Here is a 13,868-nt window from a genome sequence, read left to right as displayed (position 1 = left end):
GTTGGCCCCTAATCGCGCGGCGCTGCGTTCGCGAAGAACACGCCGTGCGGCGAACGGCCCACCGGGATCATCTTGATGATCTTGCGGCTTGCCACATCGATCACGGCGACCTTCTTGATCCAGCGCAGCGTGGTCCACAGCGTTTTGCCGTCGGCGGTCAGTTCCATGCAGTCGGGACCGCCCGGCACATTGATCTGGCCAACGTTTTCCAGGGTGACGGTGTCGATGATGTTGATCGAATTGCTGACCCGGTTCGACACAAACGTGTGGCGCTTGTCGCCCAGCGAGCGGAAGTTGTGCGCGCCCGCGCCGGTCTTGATGGTTTTGACGGTCTTGGCCGTGCGCCAGTCGATGACTTCGACGTAATCGCTGCCCATGATGCCGACCAGCAGGTGCTTGTTATCCGGCGTCATGGCGATCCCGGCCGGCAGCTTGCCTACCGGGATGGTCCATTTGACCGTCTGCGTGGCCAGGTCGATGGCGCTGACCTGGTCGTTGCCCTGCTGCGTGATGAAGGCCACGCTGCTGTCGGCATTGAACGCGATGTGGCTCGGCATTTTGGCCAGCGGCACGCGCTTGGCCAGCGTCATCCGCTTGCCGTCGAAGCGGTAGATATCGACCCGGTCCAGGCGCAGCGCGGCCGAGACGAACCATTTCTGGTCGGGCGAAAAACCGATCTGGTAGGGATCGAGCACATCCTTGGCCACGCCCTGCTGCACGCCGGTGACCGGGTCGAGGAAAATGAGTTCGTTGCCGACCGAACTGGCGACGATCAGGGATTTATTATCCGGCGTCGACATCAGGTGGTGCGGCTCCTTGCCGACGGCGAAGGTGCCCTTGTCGGCATAGGTTTGCTGATCCAGCAACTGGATCGTCGCATCGCGCGAATTGAGCACCACGACGACATTCGCATGGACGGCAGGCGCAGCGGCCCCGAGAAGTACAACGGACAGGCAGAGCTGTCGAAAACTGCGCAACATGGGGTGGTTCGCTTGAAGGGGCTAAAACGTTATTGTAAGTGGAAATCCCACCCTCGCAAGGAGCGTCGGTGAGAATACTAGCCACGGTGCAACAACCTTGTGAAAAGCGTGCGCGTAGCGAAATGACATGCCATCGTCTACAATCCGCTTTTTAGACCGAACCACACAAGGAAAATTATGTCGACCACTACTGATTCCGGCTTGCAATACGACGACACCGTCAGCGGCGAAGGCGCCGAGGCCAAAGCAGGCCAGCACGTGACCGTGCATTACACCGGCTGGCTGCGCAACGACGACGGCACCCAGGGCGCCAAATTCGATTCGAGCAAAGACCGCAACGACCCGTTCCAGTTTTCGCTGGGCGCCGGCCAGGTCATCAAGGGCTGGGATGAAGGCGTGCAAGGCATGAAAGTCGGCGGCCAGCGCCGTTTGACCATTCCAGCAGCGCTGGGCTATGGCGCGCGCGGCGCCGGCGGCGTGATTCCACCGAACGCGACGCTGATTTTCGACGTCGAACTGTTGGCGGTTTAAAGCCCTGTCCCGGCGCTCGCCGGGAACCATGACTTGACAGCGTGCGCGCCTGCTGTGCGCACGCTGCTCCTGAAGATCCCCTCTAAAGTTCTGCTCAAAAGCCCGTGTGCAACGCACCCGTGCGCTACCATCCCTGCGCTTTGATTTTTACTTAACCAGGAGTTTCCCCATGAGCTTGCAAGACCAATTTACCCAGGCCCAGGCCGATTCGAAAAACCTGTCCGAGCGTCCTGACAACATGACCATGTTGAAAATGTACGCCTTGTTCAAGCAGGGTTCGAAAGGCGACGCCAGCGGCGAGCGCCCGGGCTTCACCGACATGATCGGCCGCGCCAAGTTCGATGCATGGGAGGCGCTGAAAGGCACCTCGCAGGACGACGCCATGCAGCAATACATCGACCTGGTAGCAGACCTGCAAGACTAAGTACTGAAAACCCGGCGCATCTTGTCGGCGGCTTTCGATTCGATCGCGCCGGCAAAAGCGCCCATCAAAAAGCCCAGCTTGATGCGCAGGGCGGCGCGATGTTCGCCCAGGGTCAGCGCGCCGTCCACGCCGGTGCGTTCGAAGCGCAGCACGTTCTCCCCCTCCCAGCGGCATGCCACGCCATATTCGGTGGCAAACTTGTCCGCGACCTTCTGCGCCGCCGCGCGCGCCATTGGTGCCGTCATGCTGTGTTCCTGCACGATACTGATCTCTGCCATGCCATTCTTTCCGAGTGCGCCTGGTCGACACGCCAGGCAATCCGCCATGATGCCAGTTGCATTCTGATGATGCCAACAGGGTTCTTTATTCAAGCGCAATTGATCCGCATCAATATGGTCTGTTGATAACCCGCGACCATTTCTCCAGAGCATGTCTCAGCAGATCTTTTGAGGAGCAGTCATGGAGCAAGCACCCCCGGTCGGCTATATCCCGACTCCCACCGCCGCATACCGCCAGCACCGCAAGACCGCCCAGTTGCTCGACCAGCCCGGCACACCTCGTGCCGGTGCGCCCGGCGCTGCCGACACGCCGGTGCCCCTGCCCTACGCCTTCGGCGCGCGCGTGCTGATGTGGAAACAGGATCCGTCAGTTGACGAAATCGGCACCAGGAAGGCGTTCTTGCCCGGTCTGATCCTGGACGGTCCGCGCGACGCGCGTATCGCGTCCGGCGCCGGCATCGACCCGGTGGCGCCGAATGCGTTCGGCGACTTCGTGGCGCAGCCCGACACGCCCCAATTCGACGCGGTCCACACCTTCGCCGTCGTGCGCCAGACCTTGACGATGTACCAGCGCGCCTTGTCCGCCGCCGGTGCCGAGATGCCGCTGCCCTGGCAATGGAACAGCAGCGTCGACACGGCCCCGCTGCAAGTGTTCCCGTACGGCTTGCCGAACGTAATGAACGCGTTCTACAGCCGCGCGCAGGGCTGCCTGAAATTCGGCGACTTCATCCCCACTGGTCAGAAAGAGCGGGTCTACACCTGCCGCTCGTTCGACATCGTCTCGCACGAGACCGGCCACGCGGTGCTCGATGGCCTGAAACCGAACTGGCTGCTGGCTGACAACCCGCCGCAGACCGGCGGCCTGCACGAGTCGTTCGGCGACCTGACCGCCATCTTTCTGGCCCTGGCGCAACTCGATCAGTGCGAAGCGGTGATTGCCCAGACCAAGGCGCGCCTGCACGACAAGACGTTTTTGGCCGACATCGCCGAGCAGTTCGGCCTCTCGCTCGGCACCACCACCGGACTGCGCAACGCCGACAACAACCTGACCCTGTCCGATGCGGGCAACGAGGTGCACGCGCTGTCCCAGGTTTTTACGGGCGCCATCTACGACATCCTGGCCGACCTGTTCGCCTTCGAGCGCAATCCGGCGCTCGAAGACGACGCCGCCGTGCTGCACAGAGTGGGCGCTTACCTGCGCGGGCTGGTGCTGCGCAGCCTGATTGCGGCACCGGACCGGGCCGCCACGTATGCCGATGTGGTGGTGCAAATGCATGCGCTGGTCGCGCGCGATGCCAAACCGCCCGACTACGCCAGCTTCATCCGCGACCGCTTCAGTGCGCGCGAGGTGGTGGAAGTGGTGGTGACGGCGCCCGCGCCGGCGCCGCAGGACGTGCCGAACGTGGCGCTGGCGCCGGCGGTGGTCGATGCCCCCGGCACGGTGCAAGACCGGCGCGCCTGCTGCGGCACCATGAACTTGCCGGAGTATTACAACATTGAGGCGATCCTGGCGCAGGAAGTCAATGCACTGGCGCAGTGGTGCGCGCAGCATGGGCGGACCGGGCCAGCGGGGTAAGGACCAATCCCACGTGAAAGTTCACCTTTCAATGCAAAGCCTTGGCACAGCCAGGATGCGCCGGTGATCAAGCACCGACCACATTTGCTTATTCGATTTGCGTCTAAGCCCCATTTGTCGTGAGAGCGAAATTGCCCTAAAATACAGTGCTTTGCCAAGTCAGGCGGGTTTCGTTCGTCCCGACGCGCTGCACCCTCGCACCACACAATAAATTGATAGGAACGTTATGACCCACGTTGTCACCGAATCGTGCATCAGCTGTCGCTACACCGATTGCGTTGATGTATGCCCGGTAGATTGTTTCCGGGAAGGCCCAAATTTCCTGGTCATCGACCCCGACGAGTGCATCGATTGCGCCGTCTGCGTGGCCGAGTGCCCGGTAAATGCCATCTTCGCCGAGGAAGACGTGCCGTCCGAGCAGATGAACTTCATCAAGATCAACATCGACCTTGCGCGTACCTGGCCTTCGATTACGAAGACCAAGGCGCCACTGCCCGATGCGGACCAGTGGAAAGACGTCAAGGAAAAGCTCGGCCAGCTGGTACGTTAAACACAAGGCGCCGTTCACAAACGGCGTTGGCATACCTTTGCGGCTCGAGCAGCCCGCAAGCAGGCGCGCGCCATCCGTGGCACACTACGCGCCACCGAAACACCTCAAAATCAACAGGAATCGCGCATGACTATCAATGCCACCCATGAAGCGGGCAGCATCGCTCCCAACAGTTCTTTTGCCGGCGCCATCGAGGCCGACGCCGTCATCATCGGCGCCGGTCCGGTCGGCCTGTTCCAGGTCTTCGAATTGGGCCTGCTGGAAATCAAGGCTCACGTCATCGATTCACTGGCAGCCGTCGGCGGCCAGTGCGTGGAGCTGTATCCCGACAAGCCGATCTACGATATCCCGGCCGTACCTGTCTGCACCGGCCAGGAATTGACCGACAACCTGCTGAAACAGATCGAGCCGTTCGAGCCAACCTTCCACCTGTCGCAGGAAGTCACCGGCGTACAACGGCGTGAAGACAACCGTTTCAATGTCGAGACATCGACCGGCACGCGCTTTATCACCAAGACCATCTTCATCGCTGCCGGCGTCGGCTCGTTCCAGGCGCGCACCATCAAGGTCGAGGGCATCGACAAGTTCCACGGCACGCAACTGCACTACCGCGTCAAGGATCCGGCCCAGTTTCACGGCAAGAACCTGGTCATCTGCGGCGGCGGCGATTCGGCCCTCGACTGGGCCCTGAACTTCGTCGGCAAGGCGGAATCCGTCGTGCTGCTGCACCGCCGCGACGACTTCCGCGCCGCGCCAGCCTCGGTCGCCAAGATGAAAGCCCTGTGCGACGAATACGAAATGCAATTGATCACCGGCCAGATCAGCGGATTCGACGAAAAAGACGGCCAGCTGTCCGAAATCAAGGTGACCGGCCCGGACGGCGTCACGCGCCGCGTGCCGCTGGACATGCTGATGGTCTTCTTCGGCCTGTCGCCAAAGCTAGGCCCGATCGCCGACTGGGGCCTCGACATCGAACGCCGTCAGCTGAAGGTGCAGAGCACGGAAAAGTTTGAAACCAATGTGCCGGGCATCTTCGCCGTGGGCGACATCAACACTTACCCGGGCAAGAAAAAGCTGATCCTGTCGGGTTTCCATGAAGCCGCGCTGGCCGCGTTCGGCGCCGCGCCGTACATCTTCCCTGACAAGAAGATTCACATGCAATACACGACGACCTCGCCGAAGCTGCACAAGATCCTCGGCGTCGAAACGCCGGTTTTCGACTGATCAGATCAAACGCAACATCCACCAGTGCCCCGTCCAGTACGGGGCATTTTCGTATCCGGGGTCCATGTGGTACGGATAACATACGGATCACGCTTGTTGTGTGCCGCAAACTCCATAACGATATATAGTTGTATCCCGCGTGAATAAGCCATGCTATGTTGCAATGCGACACGTAAATGTTTGCTTGTCGATGTTGCACTTATTGAAGGAATAATATGCTTTACCAACTGCACGAATTACAACGGTCGCTCCTGACGCCGCTGATGCAGTGGGCTGACGCGTCATCCAAACTGTTTTCCAACCCCGTCTCCCCATTTGCCCACACACCGTTTTCGCAGCGGATCGCCGCTGGATACGAGCTGATGTACCGTTTAGGCAAGGATTACGAAAAACCGGCATTCGCCATCGACAGCATCATGGTCGAGGGTGCGCAGGTCGGCATCATCGAATACACAGTTGTCACAAAACCATTCTGCCGACTGTTGCATTTCAAGAAGGACTTGAGCGACACCGCGCGCGCCGCCCTGAACCAGCCCAAAGTGTTGCTGGTTGCGCCGCTGTCGGGCCACCATTCCACCCTGCTGCGCGACACCGTGCGCGGGTTGTTGCCAGGTCACGACGTCTACATCACCGACTGGACCGACGCCCGCATGGTGCCGCTGTCGGCCGGCCCGTTCCACCTGGACGACTATATTTATTATGTCCAGGACTTCATCCGTCTGCTCGCCCCGGACCTGCACGTCATTTCCGTCTGCCAGCCAACCGTGCCGGTGCTGGCCGCCATTTCACTGATGGCGACGCAAAAAGACGACAAGCTGCCGAAAACGATGACGATGATGGGCGGCCCGATTGACCCGCGTAAGTCGCCGACCGCGGTCAACGACCTGGCGACCGAAAAGCCGTTCTCGTGGTTCGAGAACACCGTGATTTATGCGGTGCCGGCCAATTACCCTGCCTACGGCCGCAAGGTTTATCCTGGCTTCCTGCAGCACGCCGGTTTCATCGCTATGAACCCGGGCCGCCACGCGCAAAGCCATCGCGAGTTCTATCAGCACCTGGTGCTGGGCGACGACGAGCCGGCAGAATCGCACCGCCAGTTCTACAATGAGTACAACGCGGTGCTGGACATGCCCGCCGAGTACTACCTGGACACGATCAAGACCGTGTTTCAGGACTTCAGCCTGCCGATGGGCACCTGGGAAGTGGGTGGGCAGCTGGTGCGACCGCAAGACATCACCACGGTGGCGCTGATGACGGTAGAGGGCGAGCTGGACGATATCTCCGGCGCCGGCCAGACCCAGGCCGCGCACGAACTGTGCAGCGGCATTCCGGCCCATATGCAGCAGGATTTCGTAGCACCCAAGTGCGGGCACTACGGCATCTTCTCGGGCCGCCGCTGGCGCGAGATCATTGCACCGAAGATTGGTGAGTTCATCAAGGCGCACGGTTGATCGAGGCGCCGCCGAAATCAAAAATGCCGCGAATTTCGCGGCATTTTTGATTGGTACAGGCTGCGAGTTACTGGCTCAGCAGAATCGACGCAATCAAGCCCGTCGCAGCCGCCACCAGCACATAATCGCTGCCCGTCTGCACCCACTGGTAACCACGTGGCGGCGAGCTCAGACGATGACCGCGCCAGTCGTTGACGACGTATTGGCGGTTGCGATACTCGCTAGGCAAGCGGCCGCCGCGACGCAGGTCGTGGCGCGGGCCGGCGCCGCGGTTGTGGGCCATCGGGCCGCGCTGGTCGTTGCCACGATAATCGTTGCGGTGGTCGTCACGGCGGTCATTGCCGCGGTGATCGTTCCCACGGTGGTTATTGTCGCGGTTGTTATCGTTATTGCGTTGCATATTATCACCGCGGTTGCGGTCATCGCGGCCGCGGTCCTGGCCGCGGTCCTGGGCCACCGCCACGCTCGAGATGGTCGCTGCGATCAGTACTGGAATGAGGAGTTTCTTGAACATGATAGTTTCCTTGGTCTTGGTGTATGTTTTCTAGTAGACACCCTTTTCGCATCACGCTCTGTTCGCTAGGCAACCTTCTGTAAAATCAGGCAAATTTGCAGGATAATGACGTCTTTGCCACTTTCGCCTACGCCGTGACCAAACCGCTCGCCGACATTCTCGAGGACCTGCTGCCGCAGACCCAATGCACCAAGTGCGGCTACCCCGCCTGCCGGCCGTATGCCGAAGCCATCGCAGCGGGTGAAGCGGACATCAACCAGTGCCCGCCGGGCGGCATTGAAGGTGTCCGTCGCCTGGTAAGCGCCACGGGACGCACCGTCATTCCCATCAATCCGGTCAACGGCGTAGAGCGCCCGCGCCCGGTGGCCGTCATCGACGAAAGCCTGTGCATCGGCTGCACGCTGTGCATCCAGGCCTGCCCGGTCGACGCCATCCTGGGCGCGTCGAAGCAGATGCACACCATCCTGCCCGACCTGTGCACCGGCTGCGACCTGTGCGTGGCGCCCTGCCCGGTCGATTGCATCGCGATGGTGCCGGTTACCACCACGACCGGCTGGGACGCCTGGTCGCAGCCGGAGGCGGACGCTGCGCGCGCGCGCCACGATTTCAGGACCGCCAGGCTGGCGCGCGAGCGGCTTGAAAACGATGCACGGCTCGCGGCCAAGGCAGTCCAGAAAATGCGCGACGTGACGGCCGAGACCACCAACACGCCGGAAGAATTGGCCGAGAAGGAACGCAAGCGCGCCATCATCGCCGCCGCCCTCGAGCGCGCACGCAACAAGGGCACGCCGACATGAATCCCGCCAAACGCCTGACCATCTTCCAGCGCTTTCGCCAGGCCAATCCGCATCCGAAAACCGAGCTCGAATACACCACGCCATTCGAACTGTTGATTGCCGTGCTGCTGTCGGCCCAGTCGACCGACGTGGGCGTGAACAAGGCCACGCGCAAGCTGTACCCGGTGGCAAACACGCCCGCTGCGATCCTGGCGCTGGGCGTCGATGAACTGAAAACGTATATCTCCACGATCGGCCTGTACAACAACAAGGCGAAAAATGTGATTGCGACCTGCCAGATCCTGGTAGATCAATACGGCGGCGAAGTGCCGCCCGTGCGCGAGGCACTGGAGGCCTTGCCGGGCGTGGGCCGCAAGACCGCGAATGTGGTGCTCAATACCGCGTTCGGGCAGCCCACGATGGCGGTCGACACGCACATCTTTCGGGTGGCGAACCGGACCAATATCGCGCCGGGGAAGACGGTCGAGATTGTCGAACAGAAGTTATTGAAATTCGTGCCGAAGGATTTTTTGCAGGATGCGCATCACTGGCTGATCCTGCACGGGCGCTACACCTGCATCGCGCGCAAACCGCTGTGCTGGAATTGCCTGATTGCCGACCTGTGCGAATTCAAGGCGAAGACGCCGGCACCCGAAGGCGCCATGGCGCCGGCGGCGTTACAGCAAGACCATATTGTCGCGGTGGATTAACTCCGGACCTTCCATATACCCGAGGATGCCCTCGATCTTGCTCGATGGCTGCCGCATGATGCGGCGCGCTTCGATGCTGGTGTAGTTAGTCAGCCCGCGCGCCACCGCCACGCCATCCGGCCCGACGCACGTAATGAGCGCGCCGCGCCCGAACTCACCCGCCACGCGGGTGACACCGATCGGCAGCAGCGATTTGCCTTCCTTGACCAACTTCTGCACGGCGCCGGCGTCGAGCATCACCTCGCCCGTGGTGTGCAGGTGATCGACCAGCCACTGGCGGCGGGCGGTCAGGCGCCCGGTTGGCGCGGTCAGTTGGGTGCCGATCGCCTCGCCCTGCGCCAGGCGCGTCAGGACGTCCTCTTCACGGCCCCAGGCAATCACGGTCGATGCGCCCGAACGGGCCGCACGGCGCGCCGCCAGCACCTTGGTCAGCATGCCGCCGCGGCCTATGCTGCTGCCGGCGCCGCCCGCCATGGCTTCGAGCGCCGGGTCGCCAGCCTGCGCCTCGGCGATCAGGTGCGCGGCGGGATCCTTGCGCGGGTCGGCGGAAAACAGCCCACGCTGGTCGGTGAGAATGACCAGCGCATCGGCTTCGATCAGGTTCGCCACCAGCGCGCCCAAGGTATCGTTGTCGCCGAACTTGATTTCATCGGTGACGACCGTGTCGTTTTCGTTGATGATCGGCACCACGCCCAGGCGCAGCAAGGTGGTCAGCGTTGACCGGGCATTCAGATAGCGTTCGCGGTCGGCCAGGTCGGCGTGCGTGAGCAGCACTTGCGCCGTGCCGATGCCATGCGCGCGAAAACTGGTTTCGTAGATTTGGGCCAGGCCCATCTGGCCGACGGCGGCGCAGGCCTGCAATTCGTGGATATCGGTGGGGCGCTTCTCGAAGCCGAGCCGCAGCATGCCTTCGGCGATCGCGCCCGAACTGACCAGGACGACTTCCTTGCCGAGAGCGCGCAAAGCGGCAATCTGACTGGCCCAGCGGGCAATCGCCGCGTGGTCGAGGCCGCGGCCGTCATTGGTGACGAGCGAGGAACCTACTTTGACGATGATGCGGGAAGCGTGCTGGATAAGGGTCATGGCGGAATCAAGGGCGTGGACGGCGGACGCAATGCCAGCAGCGCGAGGCCGGCCAGCAATTCGAGCGCACAGACGGCAAACAGAAATCCGGTAGGCAAGCCAATCGCAAACGCGGCGATCAGGCGGCCCGCGGGGGGCGCCAACAGGAACATGGCTGTCAGGTCGCCAAGGAGGGGCTGATCGCGCCGTCCGGCTGCCAGGTAAGCCAGTGCCGCGGTAGCGACACGGACTCCGACATAACTTGCGTAGAACTGGCTGTAGCCGTTTACGCCAATCAAAAACTCCCCGGTCGCGCGCGCGACCCGGTCAGGGTCGAGCAAGGCAATGAGCGCCGCCAGCGAACTGGCGGTCGCGCACAGCCATAACAGCCGTGCGCGCAAGCTTGCACGCAAACCCGCACGCGACAGGGATACTGCCAAGATCAGTCTTCGAGGATCTTGAAACGCGGATCGTCCGGATCGATCGAGGCAATGCCACGCGCTTCTTCGGTCATCTGGGTTTCTTCGGCGCGGAAGGTCTGCGCTTTCTTTTCTTCCAGGTGCTTGTAGATGGCGTTAACCAGTTCCGGGCAACCGTCGTGGCTCAAGGCCGAGATCTCGAAGTAAGGACCCTTCCAGGCCATCTTCTTGATGAAGTCCTTGACCTTTTTCTTGCGCTCTTCTTCGTCCACGACGTCGAGCTTGTTGAGAACCAGCCAGCGTGGCTTGTTCAGCAATTCCTCATCGTATTTTTCGAGTTCACGCACCAGCGCCTTGGCTTCCTTGACCGGGTCGACGTTTTCGCCGAATCCCGAGAAGTCGACAATGTGCAGCAGCAAACCGGTGCGCTGCAGGTGGCGCAGGAACTGGTGGCCGAGGCCCGCGCCTTCCGATGCGCCTTCGATCAGACCGGGAATATCGGCGATGACGAAGCTTTTTTCGTGCGACACGCGCACCACGCCCAGATTCGGGTGCAAGGTCGTGAACGGGTAATCGGCAATCTTCGGCTTCGCGTTCGACACGGCCGTGATGAAGGTCGATTTACCGGCATTCGGCATGCCCAGCAGGCCCACGTCCGCGAGGACTTTGAGCTCGAGGCGCAGTTCGCGCCGTTCGCCTTCCTTGCCCTCGGTCTTTTGCCGTGGCGCGCGGTTGGTCGACGACTTGAAGTGGATATTGCCCCAGCCGCCTTCGCCGCCTTTGGCGAGCAGTTCCATCTGGCCGTGTTCGGTCAGATCGGCCATGATCTCGCCGTTGTTGTTATCGACGATCAGGGTGCCGACCGGCATGCGCATATAGATATCGTCAGCGCCCTTGCCGTAGCAATCCGCGCCGCGACCCGGCTCGCCGTCTTTGCCCTTGTGCATTTTCGAATAGCGGAAGTCGACCAGGGTATTGATGTTGCGGTCTGCAACAGCCCAGATCGATCCACCTTTGCCGCCGTCGCCGCCGTCCGGCCCGCCGAATGGACGGAACTTTTCGCGGCAGAACGAGGCGCAGCCATTCCCGCCGTCGCCGGCGATGACTTCGATTTTTGCTTCGTCGATAAATTTCATGTTTTGTACCGCCAAAAAACTAAAAAGGCTCTACCTTGGGCAGAGCCTTTCGATGGAAGGCTTGCGCCTTACAGATCGTACTACCTGATTACGCTGCTACGGCTTCAACTGCAACTGCTTCGTTCGCGATAACGGTAACGAACTGCTTCGAACCGATACCTTTTTTAACGAACTTGACTTTGCCTGCGATCAGCGCGAACAGGGTGTGATCCTTGCCGGTGCCGACGCCTTCGCCTGCGCGCACTGGGGTGCCGCGCTGACGGATGATGATGCCGCCGGCGTTGATAGCCTGGCCGCCGTAGACTTTAACGCCGAGGCGCTTTGCTTCTGAGTCACGGCCGTTGCGCGTTGTGCCGCCGCCTTTTTTGTGTGCCATTTAATGCTCCTGATAGCTCTGGTTACTGGACGAACAGCGATTAGCCGTTGATCGAGACGATTTGGATTTCGGTGTAGTTCTGACGATGGCCTTGGTGCTTCTGGTAGTGCTTACGACGACGCATCTTGAAAATCTTCACCTTATCGTGACGACCGTGTGCCACAACAGTAACCAGAACCGTTGCACCTTCGACCAATGGCGCACCAAATTTAATGGTGTCGCCCGCGCCTACTGCGAGGACTTGATCGATGGTGAGTTCGGAACCAATGTCTGCCGGTATCTGTTCTACTTTAAGTTTTTCGCCAGCGACAACTTTATATTGCTTGCCACCGGTTTTTATGACCGCGTACATGATTGAAAACCTCATCAAATGATAAATAAAATGCCCTCGGCACATGCCATGAAACTGATACGCAACCGGGGGAACCGCAGATTATACACGGAACACAAATCCTCGTCAAAAGTCATCCACGTTGCTTCTGTTCGTGGTATGTCGACAACTTGCGCGTTGACGTCCTCGTGAAATCAAGGTGGTACGCGTCCCCGCCTGCGCGGGGACGGCGCCTGCGTGCATGCCGTATAATGCTGGCACTATCGTCACTCGCAGGTTCGCCTTGTCCGCCGCTCTCCTACCCGCACAGCAGAACAATATTGCCCACTCGATCGCCACCGACATGGAGGCTGTCAACCGGGTGATCCGTCAGCGCCTGCATTCCGAGGTGAGCCTGGTCAATCAAATCGCCGAATACATCATCAGCGCCGGGGGCAAGCGCATCCGTCCCGTGCTGGTGCTGTTACTTGCCAATGCCCACGGCTACGAGGGTGTCGCCCACCACGAGCTGGCCGCCACCGTCGAGTTCATCCACACCGCCACGCTGCTGCACGACGACGTCGTCGATGAATCGTCGATGCGGCGCGGACGCCAGACCGCCAACGCCCTGTTTGGCAACGCCGCGTCGGTACTGGTCGGCGACTTCCTCTATTCGCGTTCATTCCAAATGATGGTCGGCCTGAACGATATGCGGGTCCAGCAAATCCTGTCGGATGCGACCAACGTGATTGCCGAAGGCGAGGTGCTGCAGCTGCTCAACATGCACGACCCGGATGTGACCGAGGAAAGTTACCTGAACGTGATCCGCTCGAAAACAGCCAAGCTGTTCGAAGCGGCCGCTCAGCTCGGCGCCCTGGTCGCCGGCGCTGGCGAGGCGCACATCGAGGCCGCTGGTGAATACGGCCGCTCGCTCGGCACCGCTTTCCAGCTGATCGACGACGTGCTCGACTACGCTGGCGACGCCCTTGAAATCGGCAAGAACGTCGGCGACGACCTGCGCGAAGGCAAGCCGACGCTGCCGCTGATCTGGCTGATGGAAAACGGCACGCGGGCCCAGCGCGAGCTGGTGCGCGAATGCATCGAAAACGGCGACGAGTCGCATTTCGACGCGGTGCTCGCCGCCGTCACCAGCAGCGGTGCGCTCGATTACACGCGCGACGCCGCCGTGAGGGCCGCCGACCGCGCCGCCAGCGCGATTGCCGATTTGCCGGAGACGGAATTCAAACAGAATTTGCTGCAGTTGTGCACGTTTGCGGTGGACCGCAATCACTGATCCAGCCACGTACGTTCAGTAGCAATTGACAATGACGGGAAAGCGGAATTACATTCTGCTTTCCCGTTTCTTTTTTCAGGCTCGCATTGCCGTCGGGGTGTAGCTTAGCCCGGTAGAGCGCTACGTTCGGGACGTAGAGGCCGGAGGTTCGAATCCTCTCACCCCGACCATGCAGTCCCTTCAAAAAACAGCCGCCAACAGCGCGGCTGTTTTGCTGTCAGCGTCTTGCGTCGCCGATCAATGCAAACGTGGGCGCC

General features: G+C 61.0%; 17 protein-coding genes and 1 tRNA gene. 10 read left to right on the top strand and 8 right to left on the bottom strand.

Features of this window, described 5'->3' with window-relative positions; genetic code table 11:
- Window positions 1–8: 8 nt before the first annotated feature.
- Window positions 9–980, bottom strand: coding sequence for a YVTN family beta-propeller repeat protein (locus V6M87_RS18635; RefSeq protein ID WP_332878153.1), 972 nt, complete (start codon window positions 978–980; stop codon window positions 9–11).
- Window positions 981–1,157: 177 nt separating this feature from the next.
- On the opposite strand from V6M87_RS18635, the gene V6M87_RS18630 reads away from it, so the two are divergent.
- Both V6M87_RS18630 and V6M87_RS18625 read left to right on the top strand, forming a co-directional pair.
- Window positions 1,158–1,511 carry an FKBP-type peptidyl-prolyl cis-trans isomerase gene (locus tag V6M87_RS18630; RefSeq protein ID WP_442920615.1) on the top strand — a complete coding sequence of 118 codons (354 nt, stop codon included), beginning with the start codon at window positions 1,158–1,160 and terminating at the stop codon, window positions 1,509–1,511.
- A gap of 169 nt (window positions 1,512–1,680) precedes the next feature.
- Window positions 1,681–1,935 carry an acyl-CoA-binding protein gene (locus tag V6M87_RS18625; protein WP_332878152.1) on the top strand — a complete coding sequence of 85 codons (255 nt, stop codon included), beginning with the start codon at window positions 1,681–1,683 and terminating at the stop codon, window positions 1,933–1,935.
- Here the strand turns inward: V6M87_RS18625 and V6M87_RS18620 are convergent.
- Complete coding sequence (locus V6M87_RS18620; protein ID WP_332878151.1) at window positions 1,932–2,213, bottom strand: polyhydroxyalkanoic acid system family protein; 282 nt, start codon at window positions 2,211–2,213, stop codon at window positions 1,932–1,934. The genes V6M87_RS18625 and V6M87_RS18620 overlap by 4 nt on opposite strands.
- A 181-nt stretch (window positions 2,214–2,394) precedes the next feature.
- Here V6M87_RS18620 and V6M87_RS18615 point away from each other — a divergent pair, with 181 nt between their 5' ends.
- The 4 genes from V6M87_RS18615 (at window position 2,395) to V6M87_RS18600 (ending at window position 7,014) form a co-directional block, all read left to right on the top strand.
- On the top strand, window positions 2,395–3,789 hold the full coding sequence (locus V6M87_RS18615) for a hypothetical protein (protein ID WP_332878150.1): 1,395 nt from the start codon (window positions 2,395–2,397) through the stop codon (window positions 3,787–3,789).
- 226 nt (window positions 3,790–4,015) lie between these two features.
- Complete coding sequence (gene fdxA, locus V6M87_RS18610) at window positions 4,016–4,339, top strand: ferredoxin FdxA (RefSeq protein ID WP_332878149.1); 324 nt, start codon at window positions 4,016–4,018, stop codon at window positions 4,337–4,339.
- 126 nt (window positions 4,340–4,465) lie between these two features.
- A complete protein-coding gene (locus V6M87_RS18605; RefSeq protein WP_332878148.1) occupies window positions 4,466–5,563 on the top strand; it encodes an NAD(P)/FAD-dependent oxidoreductase in 1,098 nt (365 codons plus the stop codon).
- A 215-nt stretch (window positions 5,564–5,778) separates the two neighbouring features.
- A complete protein-coding gene (locus V6M87_RS18600; protein ID WP_332878147.1) occupies window positions 5,779–7,014 on the top strand; it encodes a polyhydroxyalkanoate depolymerase in 1,236 nt (411 codons plus the stop codon).
- Window positions 7,015–7,081: 67 nt separating this feature from the next.
- Here V6M87_RS18600 and V6M87_RS18595 read toward each other — a convergent pair whose 3' ends face one another.
- Window positions 7,082–7,528 (bottom strand): RcnB family protein, encoded by a 447-nt coding sequence (locus tag V6M87_RS18595; RefSeq protein WP_332878146.1) that lies wholly within the window; start codon window positions 7,526–7,528, stop codon window positions 7,082–7,084.
- 134 nt (window positions 7,529–7,662) lie between these two features.
- Between V6M87_RS18595 and rsxB the strand changes: the two genes are divergently transcribed.
- Together rsxB and nth are read left to right on the top strand one after the other, a co-directional pair.
- Window positions 7,663–8,325 (top strand): electron transport complex subunit RsxB, encoded by a 663-nt coding sequence (gene rsxB, locus V6M87_RS18590; protein WP_332878145.1) that lies wholly within the window; start codon window positions 7,663–7,665, stop codon window positions 8,323–8,325.
- Window positions 8,322–9,014: an endonuclease III gene (gene nth / locus V6M87_RS18585; RefSeq protein ID WP_332878144.1), complete on the top strand. Its 693-nt coding sequence runs from the start codon at window positions 8,322–8,324 to the stop codon at window positions 9,012–9,014. The genes rsxB and nth overlap by 4 nt, the downstream gene beginning before the upstream one ends.
- Here nth and proB read toward each other — a convergent pair.
- The 5 genes from proB to rplU all read right to left on the bottom strand — a co-directional run bounded on the left by proB (window position 8,982) and on the right by rplU (window position 12,359).
- Window positions 8,982–10,097, bottom strand: coding sequence for a glutamate 5-kinase (gene proB / locus V6M87_RS18580; RefSeq protein ID WP_332878143.1), 1,116 nt, complete (start codon window positions 10,095–10,097; stop codon window positions 8,982–8,984). The two genes, nth and proB, sit on opposite strands and share 33 nt — an antisense overlap.
- Window positions 10,094–10,516 (bottom strand): hypothetical protein, encoded by a 423-nt coding sequence (locus tag V6M87_RS18575; RefSeq protein ID WP_332878142.1) that lies wholly within the window; start codon window positions 10,514–10,516, stop codon window positions 10,094–10,096. The genes proB and V6M87_RS18575 overlap by 4 nt, the downstream gene beginning before the upstream one ends.
- 2 nt (window positions 10,517–10,518) lie before the next feature.
- Window positions 10,519–11,631, bottom strand: coding sequence for a GTPase ObgE (gene obgE, locus V6M87_RS18570; RefSeq protein ID WP_332878141.1), 1,113 nt, complete (start codon window positions 11,629–11,631; stop codon window positions 10,519–10,521).
- Between the two features lie 88 nt (window positions 11,632–11,719).
- On the bottom strand, window positions 11,720–12,007 hold the full coding sequence (gene rpmA / locus V6M87_RS18565) for a 50S ribosomal protein L27 (protein ID WP_332878140.1): 288 nt from the start codon (window positions 12,005–12,007) through the stop codon (window positions 11,720–11,722).
- A gap of 40 nt (window positions 12,008–12,047) precedes the next feature.
- Window positions 12,048–12,359 (bottom strand): 50S ribosomal protein L21, encoded by a 312-nt coding sequence (rplU, locus tag V6M87_RS18560; RefSeq protein ID WP_106760570.1) that lies wholly within the window; start codon window positions 12,357–12,359, stop codon window positions 12,048–12,050.
- A 262-nt stretch (window positions 12,360–12,621) separates the two neighbouring features.
- Between rplU and ispB the strand changes: the two genes are divergently transcribed.
- A complete protein-coding gene (ispB, locus tag V6M87_RS18555; RefSeq protein ID WP_332878139.1) occupies window positions 12,622–13,611 on the top strand; it encodes an octaprenyl diphosphate synthase in 990 nt (329 codons plus the stop codon).
- Window positions 13,612–13,704: 93 nt separating this feature from the next.
- Window positions 13,705–13,781: transfer RNA gene (locus tag V6M87_RS18550), tRNA-Pro, on the top strand.
- Window positions 13,782–13,868: the final 87 nt, after the last annotated feature.

Source organism: Massilia sp. S19_KUP03_FR1, from assembly GCF_036688685.1.
GTDB lineage: Bacteria > Pseudomonadota > Gammaproteobacteria > Burkholderiales > Burkholderiaceae_D > JALYUM01.
Note: the sequence above shows the minus strand (reverse complement) of the source record. Positions and strands in the feature narration are given on the sequence as shown.